The organism is Streptomyces sp. NPDC030893 (assembly GCF_055571535.1).
This window is the reverse complement of record NZ_JBVIFC010000002.1, coordinates 582,976-607,058: the sequence shown is the minus strand read 5'-3', so window position 1 is coordinate 607,058 and position 24,083 is coordinate 582,976. Positions and strand designations below refer to the sequence as shown.

The following is a 24,083-nucleotide window of genomic DNA, read 5'->3' as shown; positions in this document are numbered from 1 at the left end:
CAGCCGACGCAAGGCCCGTCCGCTGTCGAGCCGACGGGAGGCCCGGCGGGCCAGGGCGGCGGCTTCCCGGGTGCGGGAGGTGCACCGGGTCAGGGCGGCGCGTACCCGGGCCACGGTGGCGGGCCCGCGGGCCCCACCGGGACGGGCGACCCGTGGGCCACCGCCGTGCAGCCGACGCAAGGCCCGTCCGCTGTCGAGCCGACGGGAGGCCCGGCGGGCCAGGGCGGCGGCTTCCCGGGTGCGGGAGGTGCACCGGGTCAGGGTGGTGCGTACCCGGGCCACGGTGGCGCGCCGGGTCAGGGTGGTGCGTACCCGGGCCACGGTGGCGCGCCGGGTCAGGGTGGTGCGTACCCCGGCTCTGGTGGCGCCCCGGGTCAGGGTGGTGCGTACCCGGGCCACGGTGGCGCGCCGGGTCAGAACGGCGCGTACCCGGGGCCCGGGCCCGCCCCGGACGACCGGGCGGCAGGTGCGTACGGGGACGGTGCCGGTCGTGAGTCGACCGTCGGGAGTGCCGACTCCGGCACGGTCGTGGGCCACCGTGCGCACCTTCGCGCGCGCAGCCGCCGGCGCAAGCGGCGCGGCAGGACCGTCGCCGCCGTGGCCGCGGCGCTGCTGGTCACCGGCGGCACGATATCCGGGATAGCCATCCTGACCCCGGACGGCGACGCCGACCGGGTGCGGGCGGCGGCCGAGAGCGCCCCGGAGTCGTCCATACCCACCCCGGGGACCGCCACCCCGTCCGCCGGGGCTTCCTCCGCGTTCCCCTCCCCGTCGTCCTCCCCCTCGGCCGGCGCGTCCGCCGAGAAGCCGAAGCCTTCCGCCACGCCCGGCCCGGACGAGTCCGAGGCGAAGTCCGCCCCCGCACGCACCTCGGCAGCCGCGAAGCCGCCCGCGAAGCCGAAGCCGAAGCCGGAGAAGCCGGCCGCGCCCCCGGCCGGGGGCCCCGCCGCGCAGGTCCTGAGCCTCACCAACACCGAGCGCGCCAAGGCGGGCTGCGGCCCCGTGAAGCTCGACGACCGGCTGGCCAGGGCGGCGCAGCTGCACAGCGAGGACATGTCGGCCAACAACTACTTCTCCCACACCGGGCAGAACGGCAGCAGCTTCGCGGACCGCGCCAAGGCCCAGGGCCATCCGAGCCCCGGCGCCGAGAACATCGCCCGGGGCCAGAGCTCCGCCGCGAGCGTGATGGACGCCTGGATGAACTCCGCGGGCCACCGCGCGAACATCCTCAACTGCTCCCTCACCGCACTCGGCGTCGGCGTGACCCAGAACGACTGGACGTGGACGCAGGTGTTCGGCTACTGATCCGGCCGCCGGCCGGGGGCTTCCCAGACGAAGCCGTCCGGGTCGGTGAACGGGCCGACGGGGCTGCCGACCGCGAGCCGGTGCGATCCCGTGCCGTCGGCGGGGACGCCGGCCACCTTGGCGAGGGCGCGGCGCTTGTACAGGGACAGCTTGACCGTGTCGGGGGCGGTGGTGAACTCGACGTACTTGCCGCCGAAGCTCTTGCCCACGGTCAGCCCTCGCTCGACGTAGAACTGTTTGGTGGCCTTGACGTCCTCGACGCCCAGCAGGAGCACGATCTCGTCGATGGCGCGGGTGGCCGGCCGGGTGTCCTTCTTCGAGGAGGTGGCGAGCTGCCAGACCGTGCCGTCCGGGGCCCGGACGACACCGCCGTAGCCCCACAGGGACTTCGCGGCGGGCTTCAGGCCGGTGGCGCCGGCGTCGAGGGCGGCGGCGTGCAGCGCGTCGACGTCGCCCGGCTGGGACACCACGAGGGAGAGCGTGAAACCCCGGAAACCGGTCGTGGGGGCCTGTGAGCCCCGCACGCGCACCCGCGCCGGGTCCAGTGCGAAGGCGTCGGAGTAGAAGCGGGCGGCGGCCTCGGGGTCGGCCACCTCGAGGGTCACGGACTCGATGGAGTTCATGCCTTCGACGGTAGGGGCGCCCCGGCCGCCGACGCTTCTCGAGAACTGACCGGTCAGTGGCTGCCGGTGAGTTCACCGCTCAGCGTCCGGTGGATCCGGGCGCTGGGCTCGTTCAGGCCGACGATCTCCACGCTTTTGCCGCGCTGGGCGTACTTCGTCTCGATGGCGTCCAGCGCGGCCACCGACGAGGCGTCCCAGATGTGCGCGGCGGACAGGTCGACGACGACCTTGTCCGGGTCGGTGGCGTAGGCGAACCGGCCGACCAGGTCGTTGGAGGAGGCGAAGAACAGCTCGCCCGTGACCCGGTAGACGACCGTGCCGCCGTCGGGGTCGGTGACGGCGGTGACCTCGGCGAGGTGCGCGACCCGCTTGGCGAAGACGACCATCGCGGTGACCGAGCCGACCACCACACCGATCGCGAGGTTGTGGGTGGCGACCACACACACGACGGTGACCACCATGACGGTGATCTCCCCGGCGGGCATCCGCCGGAGCGTCTTCGGGGCGACGGAGTGCCAGTCGAACGTGGCGGCCGACACCATGATCATGATCGCGACCAGCGCCGCCATCGGAATGTCGGAGACGACCGGTCCGAAGACGATGCACAGCACCATCAGGAACGCGCCCGCCAGGAACGTCGACAGGCGGGTACGGGCCCCGGACACCCGCACATTGATCATCGTCTGGCCGATCATCGCGCAGCCGCCCATGCCGCCGAAGAAGCCGGTGACGATGTTGGCGACACCCTGGCCGACGGACTCACGGGTCTTGGAGGAGCGGGTGTCGGTGATGTCGTCGACCAGCTTGGCCGTCATCAGCGACTCCATCAGCCCGACCAGGGCCATGGCGAGCGCGTACGGCGCGATCGTGGTGAGGGTGTCGAGGGTGAAGGGCACGTCCGGCAGTCCGGGCACCGGCAGCGACGACGGCAGCTCGCCCTTGTCGCCCACGGTCGGCACCGCGATCCCGGCCGCGATCGTGATGACGGTGAGGACCACGATGGACACCAGCGGCGCCGGGACCACGGTGGTGACCTTCGGGAAGAGGACCATCAGCGCCAGTCCCGCGGCGAGCATCGGATAGACCGGCCAGGGCACGTCCGTCAGCTCCGGGACCTGTGCCATGAAGATGAGGATGGCCAGGGAGTTCACGAAGCCGACCATCACGCTGCGCGGCACGAACCGCATCAGTTTGGCCACCCCGAGAGCGCCGAGGACGATCTGGAAGACACCGGCGAGGATCACGGCCGCGACCAGGTACCCGAAACCGTGCTCACGGTTGAGCGGCGCGATGACCAGGGCGACGGCGCCGGTGGCCGCGGAGATCATGGCCCGTCGGCCGCCGACGACGGCGATGGTCACCGCCATGGTGAACGAGGCGAACAGGCCGACCGCCGGATCGACCCCGGCGATGATCGAGAACGAGATCGCCTCGGGGATCAGCGCCAGCGCGACGACGAGACCGGCCAGCACCTCGGTGCGCAGCACCTTCGGGTCGGACAGCCAGGACGGGCGCCGCGGGCCGCGCAGCCAGGCGGACGGGGACAGTGCGGAGGTGGACAAGACGAGGGAACCTGTCGTGCTCGGGCGCGCCCGGTATCGGAGCGGGCGGGCGTGCATGGGGCTTACGGGGCGTACGTACGGGCGTGCTGGTGTTCGGGAAGCGGTTCGGGGGTGCCGGAGGGCCGTCGGCGAGGTCCGCGAGCGGCGCGGACCGGCGTGCGGCGGGCGACGGCGGGCCGACGCTCGGGGACGCCGGCGCTCTCCTCCGTGGACAATGGTTCTCGCCGGGGGCGTCGTCGGCCCCGGCACGGCCGACCCGGGAAACTCTACCCTAACGTTAGGGTAGAGATCGGATCCGGCCGACCGCAGGCCCGGTGAGAGATGAGGACGGCGTTTCGCGTGAGCAGCGCACACATGCAGATCGGCGAGGTCGCCGCACGGACCGAGCTGTCGCTGCGCACCATCCGGCACTACGAGGAGACCGGCCTCGTCATCCCGTCCGCCCGCTCCCAGGGCGGCTTCCGCCTCTACACCGAGGCCGACGTCGCCCGGCTGATGGTCATCCGCCGGATGAAGCCGCTCGGCTTCTCCCTCGACGAGATGCGTTCCCTGCTCGACGCCACCGACCGGCTCGACTCCGGTGAGCCGCTCTCCCCCGAGCTGCGGGAAACCCTGCTGGAACGCGTCCGCGGCTTCGAGCGGGCGGCCCAGGAGAGGGTCGAGACCCTGCGCACCCAGCTCGCCCGCGCCGAGGAGTTCGCCGGCGACCTGGCCCGGCGCCTCGCGTCGGCGCCCGCGTCCACGCCCACGCCCACGCGCTGAGCGGCAGGGGCGCGAGGCGGGCGGAAGGCCGGCGGGGCGGCGGAAGGGCGGAATTCCGATCCTCCTGTGGTGCACCGGGCCCGGATGCGAGGATGAGGCGCCATGACGGCAGGGTGGTGCGCTCGCACGGTACGGGCCGCGGTGTTCGCGGCCGTCTGTGTGGTGCTCGCCGCCCTGGGCCACGTCCTGATGTCCGGACGTGACGTGCCGGCGTGGACGCTGGGCGCCGGAGGAATCGTGACGGGCGCCGCCGGATGGTGCCTGGCCGGCCGGGAGCGGGGCCTTCCCACGGTCGTGGCCGTCGCGGTCGCGGCCCAGACGGCGCTCCACTCGGCCTTCTCCCTCGCCCAGCCGGCCACCATGGGCGCAGCTGCTGTGGGCGCGCACGACATGGGGGCGACACACACGTCCTCCATGCCTATGGGGCACCCGACCACGCACCACCCCCTGAGCCACATGGGGCACTCCATGAGCGGCGGCGCCGGGGACACCTCGTCGTCCGGGATGCTCGCCGCCCACCTGCTCGCCGCGCTGCTGACCGGTCTGTGGCTGGCGTACGGCGAGAAGGCCGCCTTCCGTCTCCTGCGGGCGGTGGCCGGATGGCTGGCGGCGCCCCTGCGCCTGCTGCTCGCCCTCCCCGTCGCCCGGGACCGCTCCCGGACCCGCCGCCCCCGCCCCCGCTCGGACCGTGCGCCGCGCCTTCGCCTGCTCGTCCACGCGATCACCTCCCGGGGACCGCCCGTGGGGCCTGCTGCCGTCTGATCCGACGCAGCTGGTTGCCCCGGGGCCGCCCTCGCACCGCGCCCCCGGTCCCGGCCGTACGCCCGTGCAGCCGCCGTCACGCTGCCGCACCCGCGCCCACCCGCGATCGCGCCCGCGTGCCGGTCCCTCTGCCCGCCGCCGTAGGGCCGTCCCCCCTCACCGGACCGTCCGCGCCCACCCGTGCCCCGGTCCGGATCACGGATTCCGAGAAGGACACCAAGGTGATCGCATCCGCCCTGCCCCGTGCCTCCCGCACGACCGAACGGGACCCCTCGGCCGACGAGCCGATAACCGCCTGGGCGCTGGCCGCCCGCGGCGGTGACGCCGACGCCGGCGAGCGGTTCGTCCGCGCCCTCCACCGTGACGTGCTGCGCTACGTCACCCATCTGTGCGGCGACCCCCAGGCCGTCGACGACCTCGCCCAGGACACCTTCCTGCGCGCGCTCGGCAGCCTCCACCGGTTCGAGGGCCGTTCCTCGGCCCGTATCTGGCTGCTGTCCATCGCCCGCCGCGCCGTCATCGACCGCTACCGGTACGACGCCGCCCGGCCCCGCCTGTCCGACGTCCTGGACTGGCAGTCCGCCGTCGAACGGTCCCAGCCGCGCGGCCTGCCCGGCTTCGACGACGGTGTCGCCCTGCTCGACCTGCTGGCCACGCTTCCGGACGAACGGCGCGAGGCGTTCGTCCTCACCCAGATGCTGGGCCTGCCCTACGCGGAGGCGGCCCGGATCGGCGGCTGCCCGGTCGGCACGGTCCGCTCCCGCGTGGCCCGCGCCCGTACGACCCTGCTGGCCCTCCTGGACAAGACGGAACCCGCATGACCCGCCCCGCCTCGGCCACCGCCGCCGGTGCCGCTGCCCGCAGCGACCGGGGCAGGTGAGCCGGGGGAGGCGTGGGTACCCGCCTCCGCATGATGAAGCGCGCGCTGTGGCAGGGACTGGTCGCCGGTACGGCCGGGGTGCTGGTCATGACGCTGGGCGAGAAGGCCGAGCAGCGGCTCACCGGACGTCGTGACTCCCATGTGCCCGCCCGGACCCTGGAACGCCTCACCGGGATGAGGGAGTACCCGGGCCGTCAGCCCGTGCCGGTGAACCTGGCCATGCACCTCGGCCAGGGCGCCCTCCTCGGCGTTCTCAGGTCGGTGATGTCACAGGCCGGACTGCGCGGCGCATGGTCGTCGGCGCAGTTCGGCGTCGTGCGGCTCACCAGCGATCAGATCCTGGAGAACGCCACCGGCGTCGGCGCCCCGCCCGCCACCTGGCCGCGCCGCGAACTCGCCGTCGACCTGCTCCACAAGACGGTGTACGCCTTCGCCACCGGAGCCGTCGCCGACGCCCTGGCCGCCCGGTCGGGTCCGGGGCCCGGGCAGCGTCACGCCGCCGTGCGCCCCGGCCGCCACTCCGACGTGGGCCCGCCGCCCCCGGGACGCTGACCGCCACGACGCGACGGGACGGGACGGGATCACTCGCCGGTCGTCCTGTCGACCAGCCTGCCGTAGAGGAGCTGCAACGCGTCCGCGCCGGCCAGCGCGGTGAGCGCCCCCATGGTGGTGCGGGTGGCGCGCGGCCAGAGCAGCTGCCCGGCGGTGAGGGTCGACGCCACCCAGACGCTCATGCAGAACGGGCAGGTCACCAGCTCACCGACGGTGTCCGCGGCGCCCTCGGACCGTGCCTCCTCGTGCAGCTCGGCCGGCCCCTGCGGGCCCCGGTACGTGGTGAAGGGCGCCCGCAGCGGACTGGTGACCGACGCCTTGCTCAGCAGCCGGCTCAGCCGGAACGTCGCCACCGCGGTCAGTGCCACGTCCCACGGCACCGGCCGCTCCGGCAGCGGACGGCCGCGCATCCGGACCACCGTCGCCCACCCCGCCGTGTACGCGCCGAAGGCGGTCATGGCGGCCAGGTAGCCACGCAGCGGGCGCTCTTCCCCGGCCGCGTACGCCCGTCCGGTGCGTCGCAGCCGGCGCCCCACCCGGGCCGTGAAGCGGCCGTCGGCCGCGGGGTCCGTCGCCGCCGCGGGGCCCGTCGCCCCTGTCCCGTTCCGGCCCATACGGCGTCAGTCCTTGCCCATGGCCTTGCGCACGGCGTCCTTGGTGCGGTCCATGAGGGCGGCGACCGGGCCGAGGGCCATGTTGGCGGCGCCGGACTGGACACCCGGGTGCGGCCGGGTGGGTGCCATCGCCTCGGCCGCCTTGAGCGCCTTGGCCATGGTGGCGAGGCCGGTGACGTCGGCGCTGCGGCGGATGTGGGTGAACTCGTAGCGTTCCTCGGCCCGGGCGTGCGCCTGGACGTCCTTGCGCAGCTTGAGCAGCTGGGGCATGAACGTCGGGTCGTCGGTGTCCAGCTCGTCGAGGGCCGCCAGTGTTTCCTTGGCCGCCTTCTCCTCGGCGAGGCGGTCCCGCACGATCTGCTCGCCGCCGGGGAAGCCCTTCCGGGCGAAGGGGTGGACGACCTCTTCCTCGGCGGTCTCGTGCACGGCCAGCAGCCGCACCAGGCGGCGGAAGGCGTCGCGGCGCTCCTCGCCCCGGGTTGCCTCGACCTCGTCGAAGAGGTTGCGGATGTCGCCGTGCTGGCGCATCAGCAGGGCGACGACGTCGTCGTCCCTGGCGTGGTCGTCCCCGGCGTGCGGGGTGTGCAGCTCGGACATGGCGCCTCCCTCACTTCTCGCGCATGGCGGGGTCGGGGTGCTCGCCCTCGGACTGGACGCGGTACTCGCGTCCGAACATCTCGTCGTGGTCGGCCATCACCCGGTCGCTCGGCGGCGCCTCGCCGCCGTGGATGGCCTCCTGCATCTTCTCGAACCGCTCGTGCGCCTCGCGCACATAGCCCGCGCCGAGCGTGGTCAGGTCCATCTGAGTGTCGAGCAGCTCGCGCAGGTAGCCCTTGTTCGGCTCGAAAGTGAGCACCTGGGGCAGCTCCGGGGCCAGGACCGAGGCGGGGTCGCGGCCGTCGTGCCGGCGCATCAGGTCGCAGGCGGCGTGCAGGTGCTCCAGCTCCATGTTCAGGTGCAGTTCCCAAACGGCCTTCACCTTCGGGTCGCTCTCCTGCTCCATGAAGGAGTAGTACAGGTAGCACTCGTTGTACTCGTGGTTCACGAGCTGCTCCCACCACGTCTCGCCCGGGTCCACGAGGGACTCGTAGTGCGTGACGTGCTCCTCCTCGATCAGCCCGATCTCCTGGTACAGCTGACGGGCGATCGGCTCCATGTAGGTGGGGCCGGTGTTCATGTAGAAGTTCATCGTCTGCTGTTCCGCCGACATGACCGTCAGCGCGTGCAGCTTCGACAGCGGGTTGGCTCGGTCCTTGGCGTAGGGGTCGCGGACGTTGTCGTACGGGTCCCGGTGGTGGAACCTCGTGGGCCTGCCCGGCATGACCTCGGTCAGGTTGTCGACGATCGACTCGGCCTTGCGGTGCTCGATCATCTCGTACAGGTTCGCGTACCGGTACAGGTGGTCGAAGTCCTCCAGCACACCGAACTCGTACGCCTGCTTCAGGTAGGGGTCCGGCTCCATCCGCGCCACCCACGCCGTCAGGTCCACCGCCACCTGCTCGTAGGCGATCGTCGTCTCCAGCACGGACGACACCCCCGGCAGCAGCCAGTTCACCACCTTCTGCTGCTGCGCCTCGATGTAGCGGACCCGCGCCAGCTGCCGCTTGATCTCCGGGTCGACGGTGTGCCGGGCGAGCTGATGGCTGAACAGGATCGCCTCCACCTCGATGCCGTTCATCGTGATGACGCGGCAGCGGGTGTACGGGTCGCAGTGGTCCGGGTCGATGGGGTCCACGTTGAGCTCACGCCAGCTGCGTACCTGGCGGTCCAGCGGGATACCCCGCTGCTCCAGCGGATTGAACGTCATGGGGGCCTCCGGGGGACGAGGGGACTCGCGCGTCGCCGGGGTACCCCGTTCCGGGTGACGGGCACGGACCGGCTCCCCAGTCTGTTCACCATGGGTGCTTTTCAGCCACCGCTCACACCCGCGGGCCGCGGGGTTCCCCCTGGTGGGTCAACGGGCACCGGCGGGGTCCGTAGCCCGCCGGTGGCCGTGCGGCTCAGCCCGCGAAGACGGTGCTGGCCAGGGCCACGTGGACGGCCGTGCCGGCGACGATGCTGAGCAGGGCGTTGCGCCGCCACAGGTGTACGGCGACGGTGACGGCCAGGGCGGCCAGGGGGGCCACGGCGCGCGCCTCGCCGGCCGGCAGGTCGCGCAGGCAGTAGACGACCAGGATCACCATGACGCCGGCGGGCATCCGGCGGCTGAGGTACCGGACGGTGGCGCTGGCCCGCAGCGGGGCCAGGGCGGCGAACGGCAGGGCGCGCAGGGACCAGGTGACGGCGGCGGTGACGAGGATCGCGGTGATGGCGTACTGGGTGTCAGACACGGGCGGGCCTCCTGCCGGTGGCGAGGTGGCGGGCCAGGAGTCCGGCGGCGAACAGGGGGAACGCGGCCAGGAGCATCTGTCCGGGGAAGAGGAGGCGGGCCGCCAGCGCGCACAGCAGGGCGAGGACCGGGGTGGGCAGATCGCCGCGCAGCTCACGCACGGCGTCGAGGGCGAGCACGGTGAACAGGGCGGTCAGCGCGAAGTCCAGACCGGTGACGCCGTCGGGGACGAGGGAGCCGAGCAGGGCCCCGGCCGTCGCGCTGCCCGCCCAGTACAGGTGCAGGAAGAACTGCAGCCACAGGATGCGCCGGCCGGTCCAGGCGTCGGCCCGCTCGGTGGAGGTCAGGGCGTACGCCTCGTCGGTGAGCGCGAACGTGCTGTACGTCCTGGCCAGACGCCCCCGTACGCGGTGCAGGGGGAAGGACAGGGCGTAGAAGACGTGCCGGCCCTGCACCAGCGACGCGGCCACGGCGATGGACGCCAGCGGAGCGGCGGCGGTGACCATGCCGATGAGGAGGAACTCGAACGAGCCGCCGTAGATCAGCGCGGCGGACAGCCCCGCCCACCACCAGTCCAGTCCGGACTGGACGACGAGCGCGCCGAACGCGAGACCGAGCGGAAGCATGCCCATGCCGACGGCCGCGCAGTCCCTGAAGGCGGCCCGCGCGGCCGGCGCCTCGCGCGGCGGCGGCGGTGGTGCGGTGGCGGGCCGGGGTCTGTCAGCGACGGCGGAGCTTGTGCGCATGCCGCAATGTTAGGAAAGATGTCACCTTATATGGTTACCGGTTGTGCCCGTACGATCGGCCTATGAGCAATGAACAGGGCCTGGACGCGGTGGACCGGGAAATTCTGTTCCACCTGAGGCGGGACGGCCGTCTGTCCAACGTCGAGCTGGCGAAGCGGGTGGGCCTGACCCCGCCGCCCTGCCTCCGCAGGGTCAAGCGCCTGGAGGACGCCGGCGTCATCACCGGCTACCGGGCCGTCATCGACCCCGGGTCGCTGGGGCGCGGGCTGGAGGTCCTCATCGACGTCGAGATCTACGCCCACGACCGCAGGACCATCGAGGCGTTCGAAGAGACCGTGGCCGCCTACGACGAAGTCATCGAGTTCCGCCGCATGTACGGACGCCCCGACTACGTCGTCCGCGTCGCCGTCGCCGACCACGACGCCTACGAGGCCTTCCTCACCCGGAAGCTCAGCGGCCTGCCCGCCGTGCAGCGCCTCACGTCCCACCTCACCATGAAGACGATCAAGGTGAACGACTGACTCAGTCGCCGAGGTCGAGCAGGGCGGCCATGGCCGCCACCACGGACGGCGCGACCTGGTAGTAGACCCAGGTGCCGCGCCGCTCGGAGGTCAGCAGGCCGGCCTCGCGCAGCTTCTTCAAGTGGTGGGAGACGGTCGGCTGGGAGACGCCGACGTCGGCGATGTCGCACACGCAGGCCTCGCCGCCCGGGTGCGAGGCGACCTTGGAGAACAGCCGCAGCCGCACCGGGTCCGACAGCGCCTTGAACATGGCGGCCATCTTCTCCGCGTCCGCCCGGGACAGTTCCCCGGCGGTGATCGGCGGGCAGCAGGGCGCGGCATCGCAGTCCTGCACGACGGGAAGCGCCACTGCCTCTGAATTCGACATACGTCTATGTTGACACTCGTCGATGCCGGTGCCAAGCTCCTTTGTATCGACAGACATCGAATCAGTCGTCGAGTCGTCGAGTCGTCCAGTCGTGCAGTCGAGCAGTCGTTCAGTTTCGAAGCAGTCGAACCAGGAGTCGCGCGCCGTCTCCGTTCGCCCACCGAGGAGACCGAGCATCATGAGCACCCAGCAGCTCCCCGTCGTCGTCATCGGAGCCGGTCCCGTCGGCCTGGCCGCCGCCGCCCACCTCCGCGAGCGCGGCATCGAGCCCCTCGTCCTGGAAGCGGGCGACAGCGCCGGAGCGGCCGTGCGCGAGTGGAGCCACGTACGGCTGTTCTCCACGTGGGGCGAGGTGGTCGACCCGGCCGCCGAGAAGCTCCTCGCGTCCACCGGCTGGACGCGCCCCGAGCCGACGGCGTACCCGACCGGCGGTGACTGGGCGCGGCAGTATCTCCAGCCGCTCGCCGACGCCCTCGGCGACACGGTCCGCACCGGCGCCGAGGTCACCGGCGTCTCCCGGGCCGGCCGCGACCGCGTCGTCGACGCCGACCGCGCGGCCCAGCCCTTCGTCGTCCACGTCGCGTACACGGACGGCCGCGAGGAGCGTGTCCTCGCCCGCGCGGTGATCGACGCGTCCGGCACCTGGACCACCCCGTCGCCGGCCGGCGGCAGCGGCCTGCCGGCCCTCGGCGAGAAGGCGGCGGCCGACCGGGTCACGTACCGCGTCCCGGACCTGACGGACCCGGCGGTCCGCGCCCGTCACGCGGGCAGGCGCACCGCCGTCATCGGCTCCGGCGCCTCCGCCTTCACCGCGCTCGCGTACCTCGCCGACCTGGCCAGGTCCGAGCACGGCACCGGGACGCAGGCGGTGTGGATCCTGCGCCGCGGCATCTCCGGCTCCACCTTCGGCGGCGGCACCGCCGACCAGCTCCCCGCCCGCGGCGCCCTCGGCCTCGCCGCGAAGGCCGCCGTCGACGAGGGGCACGCGGACGCGGTGACCGGCTTCCGCACCGAGGCGATCGAACGCGACGGCGACGGACGCCTGATCCTGGTGGGCGAGGACGGCCGGCGTCTGGAGCCCGTGGACGAGGTCGTCGTGCTGACCGGCTTCCGCCCGGACCTCTCCTTCCTCTCCGAGGTCCGCCTCCGCCTCGACGAGCGCCTGGAGGCCCCGGTCGACCTCGCGCCGCTGATCGACCCCAACCAGCACTCCTGCGGCACGGTGTACCCGCACGGCCACCGCGAGCTCTCCCACCCCGAACAGGGCATCCACCTGGTCGGCATGAAGTCCTACGGCCGCGCCCCGACGTTCCTCGCCATGACCGGGTACGAGCAGGTCCGCTCCGTCGTCGCGGCGATCGCCGGCGACCTGGAATCCGCCGACCGCGTCGAACTCACCCTCCCCGAGACCGGAGTCTGCGGCGGCGCGGGTCTGTTCGACACCCCCGACGCCGAACAGGCCGACGGCGGCTGCTGCGCCGCGCCGGAGCCGCAGCCGGTGCTGCTCGGCACGCCCACGACGGCGGGCGCGGCCACCGGGGAGGCCCCGGCGGGCGGCTGCTGCGGCGCGTGACCGCCGCCCACCCCTGACAGCGGGGCCGCGACCGGCACGGGGGACCGGCCGCGCCCCCGCACCCGCCCACCACGGAAACCGCCCCGCCCCAGCCCACCCGCGCGTCCCGCCCGACACCGGTCACCGCGGCGCACGCCCCCCGCCACGGCCGCGCTCCGCCCCGCCCACGCGTCCCGCGGACGGTGCGCCGAGCCCGCCTGGCCGGCCGCATGCTCGTACGCCCTGGTGCGGGCCGACGTGTCCCGCGCCGTCATCGGCCGCCGGGGTGCACGCCTCCCGCCACGGTCGCTGTTCCGGTCCGCTCGCGCGTCCCGCCGACGGTGCGTCGGGCCGACTGCGTTCCGCGCCGTCATCGGCCGTCGGGGTGCATGCCTCCCGCCGCGGTCGCTGTTCCGGTTCGCTCGTGCGTCCCGCCGATGGAGCGTCAGGCCCGCCTGGCTGGGCCGCATGCTCGTATGTGCCGGTCCGGGCCGACTGCGTCCCGCCCCCGTCACCGGTCGCCGGGGCGCACGCCTCACGTCACGGTCGCCGTTCCGGTCTGCCCCGCGCGTCCCGCCGACGGTGCGTCGGGTCCGTCTGGGCGGCCGTATCCGTGTGCGTCCCGGTTCGGGTGTCGTGGCAACCCGTCTGCGGTTTCGGTGGCGTCGGCGGCCCCTGCCGATGCGTCAGCATCCCGTCAACATCGTCCGGATCATCGTCAGCGTCCCGTCAAGGGCCCCCCGGCCGGCCGGGGCCCCGGGCATAGCGTCGATGACGTGCCCCGGCGCGCCTCCCCGCGACCGGGGCCTCGGACCACCCATCCACGCTCCTGCGCACCGCCGCAGGCCTCGGGAGGAACCCATGGCAGACCCGCTGTACGGCGAGGACCCCGAGCCCTCCGAACGGTTCCCGGCCGGACCCCTGTACGTCCCGGTCCGGCCGGGCCCCTCCGGATGCACGACCCGGCTCTTCCGCACACCACTGGGCCGGCGCACCGCCGTCGGCTTCACCTCGGAGCGGGCGCTCGTCACCACCCTCGGCGCCGGCCAGCCGTGGATCCGTCTCGCCGAGCCCGCCCTGCGGGCGCTGACCGCACCGCTGGGGGTCACCACCGTCACGGTGGACCCGCAGTTCACCGCCCCGCCGGCCGCTCCGGCCGGGGCCGTGCCCGCCGCACCGGCGCCCGTTCCCGCACTGCGGGCCGGCTGAGAGGGGACGTACCGCATGACCACCGTCCACGTACCCGCACCCCGGGCCGCCGCCGCCGACCTGTCGGTGTGGCCCGCGTCCACCACGGAGCCCGCGCCCGGCGACCTCGCCGTGGGGGGCGTGCCCCTCGGCGAGATCGCCGACCGCTTCGGCACCCCCGTCTACGTCCTCGACGAGGCGGAGGTGCGCGAACGCTGCCGCACCTACCGGCACGCCTTTCCCGACGCGGAGATCCTCTACGCCGCCAAGGCGTTCCTGTGCCGGGCCATGATCCACTGGATCGACGAGGAGGGCCTCGGCCTCGACGTCTGCTCCGCCGGCGAACTCGAACTCGCCGTCACCACCGGCTTCCCGCCGGAACGCATCGTGCTGCACGGCAACGCCAAGTCCCCGCGCGATCTCGGCACCGCCCTGCGGCTGGGCGTGGGCCGCATCGTCATCGACAGCCCCTCCGAGATCGCACGGCTGGCCGCAGCCGTGGGCCCGGGCGGGCACCAGAAGGTGATGGCCCGGGTGGTGCCCGGCATCAGCGCCGGCGGCCACGAGAAGATCCGCACCGGCACGGAGGGCCAGAAGTTCGGCCTGTCGATCGCCGACGGTTACGCCCAGCACGCCATCGCCCGCATCCTCGAACAGCCCCAGCTGCGACTGACCGGCCTCCACTGCCACCTGGGCTCCCAGATCACCGGCGTCAAGCCGTACCTCGTCGCCGTGCGCCGCATGGTCGGCCTGATGGTCAGCCTGCACCGGCAGCACGGCCTGGTCCTGCCCGAACTCGACCTCGGCGGCGGGCACGGCATCGCCTACCGCCCCGGCGAACCGGCCCTCGACGTGACGGCACTGGCCCGCAGGATCCGCACGGAACTGGCCGACGCGTGCGCCACGGCCGGACTGCCGGAGCCCCGTCTGATCATCGAACCGGGACGGGCCATCGCCGGCCCGGCGGGCATCGCCCTCTACCGCGTGCTGGCCGTCAAACGCACGGGCGATCAGGTGTTCGTGGCCGTCGACGGCGGCATGAGCGACAACCCGCGCCCCGCCCTGTACGGCGTACGGTACGCACCCCGCCTCGTCGGCCGGCGGGCCACCGCCGACCCGGCGAGGGTGACCGTGGTGGGACGGCACTGCGAGGCCGGCGACGTCCTGGCGTCCGACGTGGACCTGCCCGGTGACGTGCGCCCCGGGGACCTGATCGCGCTGCCCGTGTCCGGCGCGTACCACCTGTCCATGGCCTCCGGCTACAACCTGGTCGGCCGTCCGCCCGTGACCGCCGTCCGCGACGGCCGCGCCCGCCTCCTGATCCGGCGCGAGTCCCTGGCCGACATCCGCGACCGCGACGTCGGCCTGTAGCGCCCGCGGGCCGGGGGCGCGCCGGCCGCGGGGAACCGGCGCCGGTCTCCCGCCCGTGACCCGGCGTGCTAGCCGTGCCGCGCGATCAGTGCCGCCACTCCGTCGAGTACGACCCCGAGCCCGAACTCGAAGTCCGCGTCCGGCTCCTCCGTCCCGTCCAGGACGGCGGAGCCGAGCAGGCGCGTGACCGCCGGGTGCCGTTCGGGGTCGGTGAGGGTGGCGAGGGTGCGCCGGTAGCGGCGCATGACCTCGTCGGGGGTGTGGCCACTCGCCGTGATCGCCGCGTCCAGGTCGGACATCAGCATCGCCTCGTTGCGCACATAGCCGCCGACCACCATGAGCACGCCGAGTTTGGCGCTCTCGTCGAGCCCGGTGCCGTCCAGCGCCGCGAGGCCGTGCTCCATCCAGGCCACCGACCTCGGGCTGGCGGGCGGCCCGGAGACCGGGATCCGCAGGAACCACAGGTGCTCGTGGAAGACCGCGCGCTGCGCCTCCGCCCACCGCGTCAGCCCGGCGCGCCACCCGGCCCCGGCGGGCAGCGGTTCGGGAGGCGCCGGCATGACGGCCTCCTGCATCAATACGTAGAGCTCGTCCTTCGCTCCGACGTACCGGTAGAGCGACATCGGCGAGGCGCCCAGCTCCTTGGCGACGCGGCCCATCGACACCGCCCCGATACCCTCGGCTGCCGCGACCCCCACCGCCGCGGCCACGATGCGTTCCAGGCTGAGCCCCGGCTTCGGCCCCTTGGAGGGGCGTTCCCGCAGCCCCCAGGCCGTGGCGAGGCTCGCGGGCAGGCCGGTGTCCTCGTCCTCCGCCGCCATGCGCGTCGCCTCCCTCCGCGTGCCGGGACCGGTTCTCCGGTCACCGGCTTGACGCACATCCTAGTTCTGCGTAACCCTTACGCTATACCGCGTATGGATTACGCAGTAAACCGACAGGGAGAGGCGAGGCCATGTCCGACGCACCCGCAATCGAGGCCACCGGCCTCCGCAAGACCTACGGAAAGGTCGACGTCCTGCGCGGCCTCGACCTCGCGGTGCCACGCGGCACCGTGTACGCCCTGCTCGGCCCGAACGGCGCGGGCAAGACCACCACCGTGCGCATCCTGGCCACGCTCACCGAGGCAGACGCGGGCACCGCCAGGGTCGCCGGGCACGACCTGCGCACCGACCGGGCCCGGGCCCGCCGCGCCATCAGCCTCACCGGCCAGTTCACCGCGGTCGACGAGATGCAGACCGGCGCCGAGAACCTGCGGATGATGGCCCGGCTCGCCCGCGGCTCACGCGCCGCCGCGCGCACCCGGGCCGCCGAACTCCTCGACCGCTTCGACCTCACCCACGCCGCCGACCGCCTGGTCAGGACGTACTCGGGAGGCATGCGGCGACGCCTCGACCTGGCCGCGTCCCTGGTCGGCGACCCCGACGTCATCTTCCTGGACGAGCCGACGACGGGCCTCGACCCGCGCAGCCGCCAGGAGCTGTGGAGCGTGGTGCGAGACCTGTCGGCGCGGGGCACGACGGTCTTCCTGACCACCCAGTACCTCGAGGAGGCCGACCGGCTCGCGGACCGCATCGCCGTGCTGCACGGCGGGGAACTGGTCGCCGAGGGCACCTCCGAGGAGCTGAAGCGGCGCATCGCGGGCCACCGCCTCGACGTCGTCCTGACCGACCGGGCCGCCTACCTGCGCCTGGCCTCCCGGGCGGTGCACCACGAGCCCGGGACCCGCACCCTGGGCTTCCCCACCGACGGCGACGCGCGCCGGGTGCGGGCACTGCTCGACGAGCTGGACCCCGACCGCACGGCCATCCAGCGGTTCACGCTGCACACGGCCACCCTCGACGACGTCTTCCTGACCCTCACCAAGCCCCCGCACCAGGAGCCCAGCCATGTCTGACGCCCTCATCATGACCGGCCGCTCCCTCCGGCTCAGCCGCCGCAACGTCGACGCCCTGATCGTGGCCATGGCGCTCCCGGTGATGCTGCTCCTGATCTTCGTGTACTTCTTCGGCGGAGCCATCAACACCGGGACGCAGTACGTCACGTACGTCGTCCCCGGCGTCCTGCTGCTGTGCGCCGGCTTCGGCTCCGCCAGCACCGCCGTGGCCGTCACCGAGGACCTCAAGGGCGGCATCATCGACCGCTTCCGCTCCCTCGACATCGGCGGCACGCCGATCCTCGCGGGTCACGTCCTCGCCTCCACGGCCCGGAACCTCGTCGCCACCGCCCTGGTCTTCGCACTCGCCTTCGCGATCGGCTTCCGCCCCTCGGCCGGCCCCGGCGGCTGGCTCGCCGCGATCGGCCTCCTGGTCGTCTACATCGCCGCGCTCTCCTGGCTGTCCGCCGCGGTGGGCCTGCTGGTCAAGTCGCCTGAAGCGGCAGGGGGGTTCACCTTCTTCGTCAGCTTCCTGCCCTACCCGAGCAGCGCCTTCGTGCCGACCGACACCATGCCGTCCTGGCTCCAGGGTTTCGCCACTCACCAGCCCCTCACCCACGTCATCGAGGCGCTGCGCGGACTGCTGCTCGGGCAGCCGGTGGGCTCGACGGGATGGGTGGCACTCGCCTGGTGCGCGGGCATCCTCACCGCCTCGGCGGCGGCCTCGGGCCTCCTGTTCACCCGGCGCACGGCCTAGAACCGCCCGGCCACTCCCGGCGGCCGACCGCCCCGCCGGCCCCGCAGGCAGTGCCGAAGGGGACTCGATGTTTGCCCTCCATACCCCTAGGGGGTATACATAGTGATGACGGCGGTACCCCCCAGGGGTACGCGATATCATCTAGGAGGAAGCATGTCCTGCTGCACCCCCGACGGAAGCTGCTCCACCGGCACCGGCACGGCGACGGCCACCGCGGGCACCGCCACCGTCTACAACGTCTCCGGGATGACCTGCGGGCACTGCAAAGCCACGCTCACCAAGGAGATCGGCGCCCTGGACGGGGTCCTGGCGGTCGACGTCGACCTCGAGGCCGGCCAGGTCACCGTCACCACGGCGGACGAGCCCGACGACGCGCTGCTGGCCAAGGTCGTCGACGACGCCGGTTACGAGCTCACCGGCCGCGCGGCCTGAAGCGCCCGCGCACCGGCCGGGCCCGCCCATGGGCCCGGCCCCCCTTTACCCTGTGCCCTGATCAGCCCGAGGAGTAGTGATGACCACCAGTACGACCGGCGCACCGACCGAGGTGGAACTCGCGATCGGCGGCATGACCTGCGCCTCGTGCGCCGCCCGGATCGAGAAGAAGCTCAACCGGATGGACGGGGTCACCGCGACCGTCAACTACGCGACGGAGAAGGCCAAGGTCAGCTACGGCGCCGACGTGTCCGTGCCGGACCTGATCGCCACCGTCGAGGCGACCGGCTACACCGCCCGCGAGCCCGAGCCGGTGCGTGCCGAGCCGGAGTCCGGCCCGGAGCGCGCCGAGGCCGCCGACGAACTGCGGCCGCTGAAGGAGCGGCTGGTCACCGCCGTGGTGCTGGCCGTCCCGGTCATCGCGATGGCGATGGTGCCGGCACTGCAGTTCGAGTACTGGCAGTGGCTGTCGCTGACGCTGGCGGCGCCCGTGGTGACGTACGCGGCCTGGCCCTTCCACAAGGCCGCGTTCACCAACGCCCGGCACGGTGCGGCGACCATGGACACGCTGATCTCGGTGGGGACGTCGGCGGCGTTCCTGTGGTCGCTGTGGGCGCTGTTCTTCGGGACCGCGGGCACGCCGGGCATGACACACCCCTTCGAGCTGACCATCGCCCGCAGCGACGGCGCCGGGAACATCTACCTGGAGGCCGCCGCCGGGGTGACCGCGTTCATCCTGGCGGGCCGCTACTTCGAGGCCCGCTCCAAGCGCAAGGCGGGGGCCGCGCTGAAGGCCCTGCTGGAGCTCGGCGCCAAGGACGTGACCGTACTGCGGGGCGGAGCCGAGGAGCAGATCCCGGTCGCCGAGCTGAGGACCGGGGACCGTTTCCTGGTCCGTCCCGGCGAGAAGGTCGCGACCGACGGCACGGTCGTCGAGGGCACCTCGGCGGTCGACGCGTCGATGCTCACCGGTGAGTCGGTGCCGGTCGAGGTCGGCGTGGGCGACGCGGTCACCGGAGCGACCGTGAACGCGGGCGGCCGGCTGGTGGTCGAGGCGACGCGGGTCGGCGCCGACACGCAGCTGGCGCGGATGGCGAAACTGGTGGAGGACGCGCAGAACGGAAAGGCCGCCGCCCAGCGGCTCGCCGACCGCATCTCCGGCGTCTTCGTGCCCGTCGTCATCGCCCTCTCGCTGGCCACCCTCGGCTTCTGGATCGGCAACGGCTCCGGGCTGACGGCCGCGTTCACCGCCGCCGTGGCGGTCCTGATCATCGCCTGCCCCTGCGCCCTGGGCCTGGCCACGCCGACCGCGCTGATGGTCGGCACCGGGCGCGGCGCCCAGCTCGGCATCCTCATCAAGGGCCCCGAGGTGCTGGAGTCCACCCGCAAGGTCGACACCATCGTCCTCGACAAGACCGGCACCGTCACCACCGGCCGCATGACCCTGCTCGCCGTACACACCGCCGACGGCACCGACGAGGGTGACGTGCTCCGGCTGGCGGGCGCCCTGGAGCACGCCTCCGAGCACCCGATCGCGCGGGCGGTGGCCGCGGGCGCCGCCGAACGGGTCGGCACCCTGCCCGCCCCGGAGGACTTCGCCAACGTCCCCGGTCTCGGTGTTCAGGGCGTCGTCGAGGGCCACGCCGTCCTCGTGGGCCGCGAGAAGCTGCTCGCCGAGTGGGCCATGGAGCTGCCCGCCGGTCTGGCACGGGCCAAGGCCGAGGCGGAGGCCGCCGGGCGTACGGCCATCGCGGTCGCCTGGGACGGCGAGGCCAGGGCGGTCCTGGAGGTCGCCGACGCGGTCAAGGCCACCAGCGCAGAAGCCATCGGCCGGCTGCGTTCCCTGGGCCTGACCCCGATCCTCCTCACCGGCGACAACCGGGCCGTCGCCGAGTCGGTGGCCGCGGAGGTCGGCATCGCTCCCGAGCACGTCATCGCCGAGGTCATGCCCGAGGACAAGGTCGACGTCGTCAAGCGCCTCCAGGGCGAGGGCCATTCGGTGGCGATGGTCGGCGACGGTGTCAACGACGCCGCCGCGCTCGCCCAGGCCGACCTGGGGCTCGCCATGGGCACCGGTACCGACGCCGCCATCGAGGCCGGCGACCTCACCCTCGTCCGCGGCGACCTGCGCGCGGCCGCCGACGCGATACGGCTGGCCCGCAAGACACTGGGCACCATCAAGTCCAACCTGTTCTGGGCCTTCGCCTACAACGTCGCCGCCCTGCCGCTCGCCGCGGCCGGGCTGCTCAACCCGATGATCGCCGGAGCGGCCATGGCCTTCTCCTCCGTCTTCGTCGTCGGCAACAGCCTGCGACTGCGGGGCTTCAGGCCGACGAGCTGACAACCGCGGCGAGCTGACAACCGCTTTTCCTCCGCAGAGCGCACGAGGGGCGGGCCACCGGGCCCGCCCCTCGTCGTCCGTCACGGTGCTCTAGGAGTGATCGGCCCCCGATGCCGGGCGATGCAGGGACATCCAGGTCCGTCCGCCGTCGACGGACTCGTGGATGACGTCCGCGCTGTCCGCCGCCAGAAGGTGCTGCGCGGTCACCGCGGTCAGTACCCTGCCCTCTCCGCCCGCGGGCAAGCGGCCCTGCTCCGCCCATGTCCGCCCGTCGCGGCCGGCGAGGATCCGGCCGTCGGGCGTGAGCGCCAGCAGCTCGCCCGGCTCCGGCTCCTCCACCGCGACCAGGCCGGGCGCCGAGGGGACGGGGTGGAAGGTCCGTGCGCCGTCGTCACTGCGGGACAGGCCCGTGCCGGTGGCCGCCCACACGGTGGCCGCGCTGTCGGGGTGGGAGGCGAGGTCGAGCACCGGGCCCTTCGCCCGCTTGCTCCAGGTGCGGCCCCCGTCGGTACTGGCCCACACCCTTTCGCTCTGACTGTCGAACCCGTACAGCGCGTCACCGGCCTGCTCCAGGGCGTGGAAGTCGGCCTCACCCTCGGCGGAGAGGGCCTGCCAGGTGAGCCCGGCGTCCGTGCTGCGGATCAGGCCCAGATGAGCGGGCCGGGTGTCGGTGTCCGCGGGGCCGGGATGACCGCTGGCCAGGAACGTGGACGGGCCGGTCACGGCGAAGCCCATGGTGTCCTGGTAGCGGTCGGCGACCCGGGTCGCGGTCCCGTCCTCCAGGCGGAAGACGCCGTGGTGGCCGGCGGCGTAGACCGTGCCGTCGGCCGGATCGACGCCCAGGCCGTGCAGGTGTCCGGTGCCGGGATCGGGCGCCTTTCCCTCCGTGCCGGATTCGGTGGTGGTGTCGGTGGCGGAACACGAGGTGAGGAGCAGGCCGACGGCCGCGAGCAAAATCAGGGCACGCGGACGGGGCAGCGGTATGCGAGTCATGGTGTGAGGTCCAAGCAGTGAGGAGGGAGACGAGGGGAGGGAGGCCGGTGCCGGGCGGGCGCCCTCGGCGCCCGCCCCGCACCGGCGTGCCGCGGTCAGCCCTTGCCGAGCAGTTCGTTCATCTGCTCGATCTCCGCGCTCTGCGAGTCGATGATCTCTCCGGCCATCTTCTTGGCCGGTCCGTGGGCGCCGTCGGCCTGCTCGGTCCTCGCCATGTCGACCGCGCCTTCGTGATGCTTGATCATCAACTCCATGAAGGCGGTGTCGAACGCCTTGCCCGAGGCGTTCTCGAGCCCGGTCATCTCCTCGGCCGTCATCATGCCGCCCATGTCGTGCACGGAGTGGTCCATGGCGCCGTCGGCGGGCACTTTCTCGCCCCAGGAGGTCAGCCAGCCGGAGAGTGTCCTGATCTCCGGGTCCTGGGCCTTCCTGATGGCGGCGGCGAGCTTCTTCACTTCGGCCGACTGCGCACGGCCGGGCGCGAGGTCGGCCATCTCGACGGCCTGACGGTGGTGGGGGATCATCCCCTTCGCGAAGGCGACGTCAGCAGCGTTGTGCTGCCCCTGCGACGCCGGGGCGGACGGGAAAGCGGTGGCGGCGTGGCCGCCGTGCCCGGCCGGGCCGTCGCCGTCGCCGCCACAGGCGGCCAGGACCAGTGCTGCCGCCCCCGCGGCGGCCACGGCGGCGGTACGGCGCATGAGGGAACGCTTGCGGATCATGGTGGTACGACTCCTTGACGCGCGTCGCTGTGCGGCACGCGGTGGAAACGGATGCAGAACGTGCGCCGGCACGGCCCCCGTCACCGGCGAGCGCCGGACGCACGGGAGCCGAGCGGGTCGCTCTATATCCGCAGGAGCTGAAGTTCGGAGAGGTCGGGCGGGGCTCGTCCGTCGTGCGGCGACCCCGGGAACGCCGCACCGGGCGAGGGAGCCGCGGGCATGCTCAGCACGGCGCCCGTCAGCGCGGGCGGCGTGTAGGCCGAACCGATGCCGGCGGCCGCACACGTCCCATCGGCATGCTCGAGGTGCCCCGAACCGCCATCCGTGTGCGTACATCCGCCGGCCGCCTGCGGAACGCCGTCCGCCGCGGCCACCACCATCTCGTGGCCGGCACCCGTATGCACCGCCGGTGTCACACCGGGGGCGAGGCCGTGCATCCCCAGCACACCGGTCAGCACCGCCATCACCAGCAGCACGAACAGCCGCCCGGCGGGGCGGCTGCTCGATCGGGTGCTCCTGGTCACGCAGTCATCGTACGAGCCCCTCGCGGAAGCGGGGACATGACGTCGTCGCCCCGGCACGCGGTGGGGTGCCTGATCGTGCGGACGGAGGCGCCCCTCGCCTCCGCCCGACGCGCGGACTCACCCGCGCGGCACCGATGGACCCGGTCGCCTCGCGCGGTGTGCGGGCGTCGGGCACCGTGGCCGTAGCACTCGACGCCGGGTGGTTGAGCGTGCCGACCGCCGTTTCTCCACGCCACGTGCGACTCGTGCCCTTCGGGACTGCGTATGCCTCCGGGGGGTACCCAGGCGCTTCCGGCACCGTGGGAACGGAGCGACAGATGGGTTCGACGCGGAGCGCGGGCGGGAGAGCGCCCGCCAGGGGACGTCTCGATGTACGCGTCACGGGGCGTGGGACGTACCTCCTGGGTGGTGGCATCCGGTGAGCGGCTTCACCGCGGCGCTGTCCTTGCTGGGCCTGGCCCTGCTGGCGGTGGCCGGGGCGTACGGGGCGGCCCGCGCGGTTCGGATCCCGTCCGGTCCGCCGTCGCCCGCGCAGCCGTTCGGATCCGGACTGGAGCCGGCGGAACACGCGGTCAGCCGCTTCCACATGCGCTGGTACACGGTGACGATGCTCTTCCTCGCCTTCGACATGGAGATGGTCTTCATGTACCCGTGGACGCTGGTCGTCTCCGTGATGGGGCCCGGTGCGGTGATCGAGATGTTCGTCTTCCTCGCCGTCCTGCTCGCCGGTGTGGTGTACGCGTGGCGGGAAGGAGCGCTGCGGTGGGCCTGACCGCCGTCCTGGCCCGCGCGGCGGCCGCCCGGCCCCGCGTCCTGCTGGTGACCACGCCGGGCGGTACCGCGGTGCGGCTGGCCGCCGAGCGGGAACTGCGGTCGCGCGACTGGCCGTCGGCGTCGACCCCGGCGGGAGCCGACGTGATGCTGGTGGCAGGCCGTGACTGCTCGCGGCTGGGGCCGGCGCTGGATCGGTTGTGGCGGGACATGCCCCGGCCGCGTGTGCGCGTACGGGCCGTGACGGCCGGAGAGGTGCCGTCGGTTCTCGAAGCCGGCCGCGCTCGGCTGAACGCGCTGGAGGACGACCGGGGCGAGACCGACCGCACCGCGGGGACGAACGGGCACGGAGGACACGGCACGGAACCGGTGGCTACCGACCAGGAGGAGACCGATCGCGGCTTCGAAGGCGGCGCACACACACGGCACCACGCCGAGGGCCCGGAGGCCGGCCACCACGGCAACGGACACACCGGCCATGACGGGACCGGTCACGGCGGCACCGGTCGCGGTGGCACCGGCCATGACGGGACCGGTCA

27 protein-coding genes and 1 pseudogene are annotated in these 24,083 nt (G+C 73.3%); 15 read left to right on the top strand and 13 right to left on the bottom strand.

Annotation, left to right across the window (positions count from 1 at the left end):
• The coding region (locus tag ACZ434_RS07560) for a hypothetical protein (RefSeq protein WP_468452797.1) at positions 1-537 on the bottom strand (537 nt) is incomplete at its 3' end.
• A 60-nt stretch (positions 538-597) separates the two neighbouring features.
• On the opposite strand from ACZ434_RS07560, the gene ACZ434_RS07555 reads away from it, so the two are divergent.
• Positions 598-1,305, top strand: coding sequence for a CAP domain-containing protein (locus ACZ434_RS07555; protein ID WP_468452795.1), 708 nt, complete (start codon positions 598-600; stop codon positions 1,303-1,305).
• Here the strand turns inward: ACZ434_RS07555 and ACZ434_RS07550 are convergent.
• Together ACZ434_RS07550 and ACZ434_RS07545 are read right to left on the bottom strand one after the other, a co-directional pair.
• The gene (locus ACZ434_RS07550) at positions 1,299-1,928 is read right to left on the bottom strand and encodes a glyoxalase (RefSeq protein ID WP_468452793.1); all 630 of its coding nucleotides are present in this window, start codon (positions 1,926-1,928) and stop codon (positions 1,299-1,301) included. The two genes, ACZ434_RS07555 and ACZ434_RS07550, sit on opposite strands and share 7 nt — an antisense overlap.
• Before the next feature lie 53 nt (positions 1,929-1,981).
• The gene (locus tag ACZ434_RS07545) at positions 1,982-3,490 is read right to left on the bottom strand and encodes a SulP family inorganic anion transporter (RefSeq protein WP_468452791.1); all 1,509 of its coding nucleotides are present in this window, start codon (positions 3,488-3,490) and stop codon (positions 1,982-1,984) included.
• A gap of 339 nt (positions 3,491-3,829) precedes the next feature.
• On the opposite strand from ACZ434_RS07545, the gene ACZ434_RS07540 reads away from it, so the two are divergent.
• From ACZ434_RS07540 to ACZ434_RS07525, 4 genes are all read left to right on the top strand, one after another.
• Positions 3,830-4,252, top strand: coding sequence for a MerR family transcriptional regulator (locus ACZ434_RS07540; protein WP_468452789.1), 423 nt, complete (start codon positions 3,830-3,832; stop codon positions 4,250-4,252).
• A 102-nt stretch (positions 4,253-4,354) separates the two neighbouring features.
• Positions 4,355-5,014: a hypothetical protein gene (locus ACZ434_RS07535; protein ID WP_468452787.1), complete on the top strand. Its 660-nt coding sequence runs from the start codon at positions 4,355-4,357 to the stop codon at positions 5,012-5,014.
• 221 nt (positions 5,015-5,235) lie between these two features.
• Positions 5,236-5,835, top strand: a complete 600-nt coding sequence (locus ACZ434_RS07530; protein ID WP_468452785.1) for a sigma-70 family RNA polymerase sigma factor — start codon at positions 5,236-5,238, stop codon at positions 5,833-5,835.
• Between the two features lie 89 nt (positions 5,836-5,924).
• Positions 5,925-6,446, top strand: a complete 522-nt coding sequence (locus ACZ434_RS07525) for a hypothetical protein (RefSeq protein ID WP_468452945.1) — start codon at positions 5,925-5,927, stop codon at positions 6,444-6,446.
• Between the two features lie 29 nt (positions 6,447-6,475).
• On the opposite strand, the gene ACZ434_RS07520 is transcribed toward ACZ434_RS07525, so the two are convergent.
• From ACZ434_RS07520 to ACZ434_RS07500, 5 genes are all read right to left on the bottom strand, one after another.
• Positions 6,476-7,060, bottom strand: a complete 585-nt coding sequence (locus ACZ434_RS07520; protein ID WP_468452783.1) for a DUF1360 domain-containing protein — start codon at positions 7,058-7,060, stop codon at positions 6,476-6,478.
• Between the two features lie 6 nt (positions 7,061-7,066).
• Positions 7,067-7,657 carry a hemerythrin domain-containing protein gene (locus ACZ434_RS07515; RefSeq protein WP_468452781.1) on the bottom strand — a complete coding sequence of 197 codons (591 nt, stop codon included), beginning with the start codon at positions 7,655-7,657 and terminating at the stop codon, positions 7,067-7,069.
• Positions 7,658-7,667: 10 nt separating this feature from the next.
• Complete coding sequence (locus tag ACZ434_RS07510) at positions 7,668-8,867, bottom strand: hypothetical protein (protein ID WP_468452779.1); 1,200 nt, start codon at positions 8,865-8,867, stop codon at positions 7,668-7,670.
• A 193-nt stretch (positions 8,868-9,060) separates the two neighbouring features.
• A complete protein-coding gene (locus ACZ434_RS07505) occupies positions 9,061-9,390 on the bottom strand; it encodes a branched-chain amino acid transporter permease (protein ID WP_468452777.1) in 330 nt (109 codons plus the stop codon).
• Positions 9,383-10,135 (bottom strand): AzlC family ABC transporter permease, encoded by a 753-nt coding sequence (locus ACZ434_RS07500; protein WP_468452775.1) that lies wholly within the window; start codon positions 10,133-10,135, stop codon positions 9,383-9,385. The genes ACZ434_RS07505 and ACZ434_RS07500 overlap by 8 nt, the downstream gene beginning before the upstream one ends.
• A gap of 62 nt (positions 10,136-10,197) precedes the next feature.
• Between ACZ434_RS07500 and ACZ434_RS07495 the strand changes: the two genes are divergently transcribed.
• A complete protein-coding gene (locus ACZ434_RS07495) occupies positions 10,198-10,656 on the top strand; it encodes an Lrp/AsnC family transcriptional regulator (protein ID WP_468452773.1) in 459 nt (152 codons plus the stop codon).
• Position 10,657: 1 nt separating this feature from the next.
• On the opposite strand, the gene ACZ434_RS07490 is transcribed toward ACZ434_RS07495, so the two are convergent.
• Positions 10,658-11,023: an ArsR/SmtB family transcription factor gene (locus ACZ434_RS07490; protein WP_468452770.1), complete on the bottom strand. Its 366-nt coding sequence runs from the start codon at positions 11,021-11,023 to the stop codon at positions 10,658-10,660.
• Positions 11,024-11,201: 178 nt separating this feature from the next.
• On the opposite strand from ACZ434_RS07490, the gene ACZ434_RS07485 reads away from it, so the two are divergent.
• From ACZ434_RS07485 to lysA, 3 genes are all read left to right on the top strand, one after another.
• Positions 11,202-12,596, top strand: coding sequence for an FAD-dependent oxidoreductase (locus ACZ434_RS07485; protein WP_468452768.1), 1,395 nt, complete (start codon positions 11,202-11,204; stop codon positions 12,594-12,596).
• Between the two features lie 840 nt (positions 12,597-13,436).
• Positions 13,437-13,784, top strand: coding sequence for an SAV_915 family protein (locus ACZ434_RS07480; RefSeq protein ID WP_468452766.1), 348 nt, complete (start codon positions 13,437-13,439; stop codon positions 13,782-13,784).
• A gap of 15 nt (positions 13,785-13,799) precedes the next feature.
• A complete protein-coding gene (gene lysA / locus ACZ434_RS07475; RefSeq protein ID WP_468452764.1) occupies positions 13,800-15,134 on the top strand; it encodes a diaminopimelate decarboxylase in 1,335 nt (444 codons plus the stop codon).
• Between the two features lie 68 nt (positions 15,135-15,202).
• Here the strand turns inward: lysA and ACZ434_RS07470 are convergent, their stop codons facing one another.
• A complete protein-coding gene (locus ACZ434_RS07470; protein WP_468452762.1) occupies positions 15,203-15,955 on the bottom strand; it encodes a TetR/AcrR family transcriptional regulator C-terminal domain-containing protein in 753 nt (250 codons plus the stop codon).
• A gap of 131 nt (positions 15,956-16,086) precedes the next feature.
• Between ACZ434_RS07470 and ACZ434_RS07465 the strand changes: the two genes are divergently transcribed.
• The 4 genes from ACZ434_RS07465 (at position 16,087) to ACZ434_RS07450 (ending at position 20,537) form a co-directional block, all read left to right on the top strand.
• Entirely contained in the window at positions 16,087-17,028 is a 942-nt protein-coding gene (locus ACZ434_RS07465) for an ABC transporter ATP-binding protein (RefSeq protein WP_468452760.1), read from the top strand.
• Positions 17,021-17,764 (top strand): ABC transporter permease, encoded by a 744-nt coding sequence (locus ACZ434_RS07460; RefSeq protein ID WP_468452757.1) that lies wholly within the window; start codon positions 17,021-17,023, stop codon positions 17,762-17,764. Before ACZ434_RS07465 ends, ACZ434_RS07460 begins: the two co-directional genes overlap by 8 nt.
• Before the next feature lie 153 nt (positions 17,765-17,917).
• Complete coding sequence (locus tag ACZ434_RS07455; protein ID WP_468452755.1) at positions 17,918-18,196, top strand: heavy-metal-associated domain-containing protein; 279 nt, start codon at positions 17,918-17,920, stop codon at positions 18,194-18,196.
• A 79-nt stretch (positions 18,197-18,275) separates the two neighbouring features.
• The gene (locus tag ACZ434_RS07450) at positions 18,276-20,537 is read left to right on the top strand and encodes a heavy metal translocating P-type ATPase (RefSeq protein WP_468452753.1); all 2,262 of its coding nucleotides are present in this window, start codon (positions 18,276-18,278) and stop codon (positions 20,535-20,537) included.
• Positions 20,538-20,627: 90 nt separating this feature from the next.
• On the opposite strand, the gene ACZ434_RS07445 is transcribed toward ACZ434_RS07450, so the two are convergent.
• From ACZ434_RS07445 to ACZ434_RS07435, 3 genes are all read right to left on the bottom strand, one after another.
• A complete protein-coding gene (locus tag ACZ434_RS07445) occupies positions 20,628-21,530 on the bottom strand; it encodes a F510_1955 family glycosylhydrolase (RefSeq protein ID WP_468452751.1) in 903 nt (300 codons plus the stop codon).
• Between the two features lie 95 nt (positions 21,531-21,625).
• Positions 21,626-22,249, bottom strand: a complete 624-nt coding sequence (locus ACZ434_RS07440; RefSeq protein ID WP_468452749.1) for a DUF305 domain-containing protein — start codon at positions 22,247-22,249, stop codon at positions 21,626-21,628.
• A gap of 122 nt (positions 22,250-22,371) precedes the next feature.
• Complete coding sequence (locus ACZ434_RS07435) at positions 22,372-22,773, bottom strand: DUF6153 family protein (protein WP_468452747.1); 402 nt, start codon at positions 22,771-22,773, stop codon at positions 22,372-22,374.
• 418 nt (positions 22,774-23,191) lie between these two features.
• On the opposite strand from ACZ434_RS07435, the gene ACZ434_RS07430 reads away from it, so the two are divergent.
• Both ACZ434_RS07430 and ACZ434_RS07425 read left to right on the top strand, forming a co-directional pair.
• Positions 23,192-23,545, top strand: a complete 354-nt coding sequence (locus ACZ434_RS07430; RefSeq protein WP_468452745.1) for an NADH-quinone oxidoreductase subunit A — start codon at positions 23,192-23,194, stop codon at positions 23,543-23,545.
• Positions 23,536-24,083 (top strand): annotated as a pseudogene (locus tag ACZ434_RS07425) (hypothetical protein); the annotation flags it as partial. The gene ACZ434_RS07430 and the pseudogene ACZ434_RS07425, both read left to right, overlap by 10 nt.

What these genes read in the sequence shown, in the direction of transcription:
- ACZ434_RS07550 (WP_468452793.1), bottom strand. Translation starts at nt 1,928, where the DNA reads ATGAACTCCATCGAGTCCGTGACCCTCGAGGTGGCCGACCCCGAGGCC.
- ACZ434_RS07535 (WP_468452787.1), top strand. Translation starts at nt 4,355, where the DNA reads ATGACGGCAGGGTGGTGCGCTCGCACGGTACGGGCCGCGGTGTTCGCG.
- ACZ434_RS07525 (WP_468452945.1), top strand. Translation starts at nt 5,925, where the DNA reads ATGATGAAGCGCGCGCTGTGGCAGGGACTGGTCGCCGGTACGGCCGGG.
- ACZ434_RS07520 (WP_468452783.1), bottom strand. Translation starts at nt 7,060, where the DNA reads ATGGGCCGGAACGGGACAGGGGCGACGGGCCCCGCGGCGGCGACGGAC.
- ACZ434_RS07515 (WP_468452781.1), bottom strand. Translation starts at nt 7,657, where the DNA reads ATGTCCGAGCTGCACACCCCGCACGCCGGGGACGACCACGCCAGGGAC.
- ACZ434_RS07510 (WP_468452779.1), bottom strand. Translation starts at nt 8,867, where the DNA reads ATGACGTTCAATCCGCTGGAGCAGCGGGGTATCCCGCTGGACCGCCAG.
- ACZ434_RS07500 (WP_468452775.1), bottom strand. Translation starts at nt 10,135, where the DNA reads ATGCGCACAAGCTCCGCCGTCGCTGACAGACCCCGGCCCGCCACCGCA.
- ACZ434_RS07495 (WP_468452773.1), top strand. Translation starts at nt 10,198, where the DNA reads ATGAGCAATGAACAGGGCCTGGACGCGGTGGACCGGGAAATTCTGTTC.
- ACZ434_RS07490 (WP_468452770.1), bottom strand. Translation starts at nt 11,023, where the DNA reads ATGTCGAATTCAGAGGCAGTGGCGCTTCCCGTCGTGCAGGACTGCGAT.
- ACZ434_RS07485 (WP_468452768.1), top strand. Translation starts at nt 11,202, where the DNA reads ATGAGCACCCAGCAGCTCCCCGTCGTCGTCATCGGAGCCGGTCCCGTC.
- ACZ434_RS07480 (WP_468452766.1), top strand. Translation starts at nt 13,437, where the DNA reads ATGGCAGACCCGCTGTACGGCGAGGACCCCGAGCCCTCCGAACGGTTC.
- lysA (WP_468452764.1), top strand. Translation starts at nt 13,800, where the DNA reads ATGACCACCGTCCACGTACCCGCACCCCGGGCCGCCGCCGCCGACCTG.
- ACZ434_RS07470 (WP_468452762.1), bottom strand. Translation starts at nt 15,955, where the DNA reads ATGGCGGCGGAGGACGAGGACACCGGCCTGCCCGCGAGCCTCGCCACG.
- ACZ434_RS07465 (WP_468452760.1), top strand. Translation starts at nt 16,087, where the DNA reads ATGTCCGACGCACCCGCAATCGAGGCCACCGGCCTCCGCAAGACCTAC.
- ACZ434_RS07460 (WP_468452757.1), top strand. Translation starts at nt 17,021, where the DNA reads ATGTCTGACGCCCTCATCATGACCGGCCGCTCCCTCCGGCTCAGCCGC.
- ACZ434_RS07455 (WP_468452755.1), top strand. Translation starts at nt 17,918, where the DNA reads ATGTCCTGCTGCACCCCCGACGGAAGCTGCTCCACCGGCACCGGCACG.
- ACZ434_RS07450 (WP_468452753.1), top strand. Translation starts at nt 18,276, where the DNA reads ATGACCACCAGTACGACCGGCGCACCGACCGAGGTGGAACTCGCGATC.
- ACZ434_RS07445 (WP_468452751.1), bottom strand. Translation starts at nt 21,530, where the DNA reads ATGACTCGCATACCGCTGCCCCGTCCGCGTGCCCTGATTTTGCTCGCG.
- ACZ434_RS07440 (WP_468452749.1), bottom strand. Translation starts at nt 22,249, where the DNA reads ATGATCCGCAAGCGTTCCCTCATGCGCCGTACCGCCGCCGTGGCCGCC.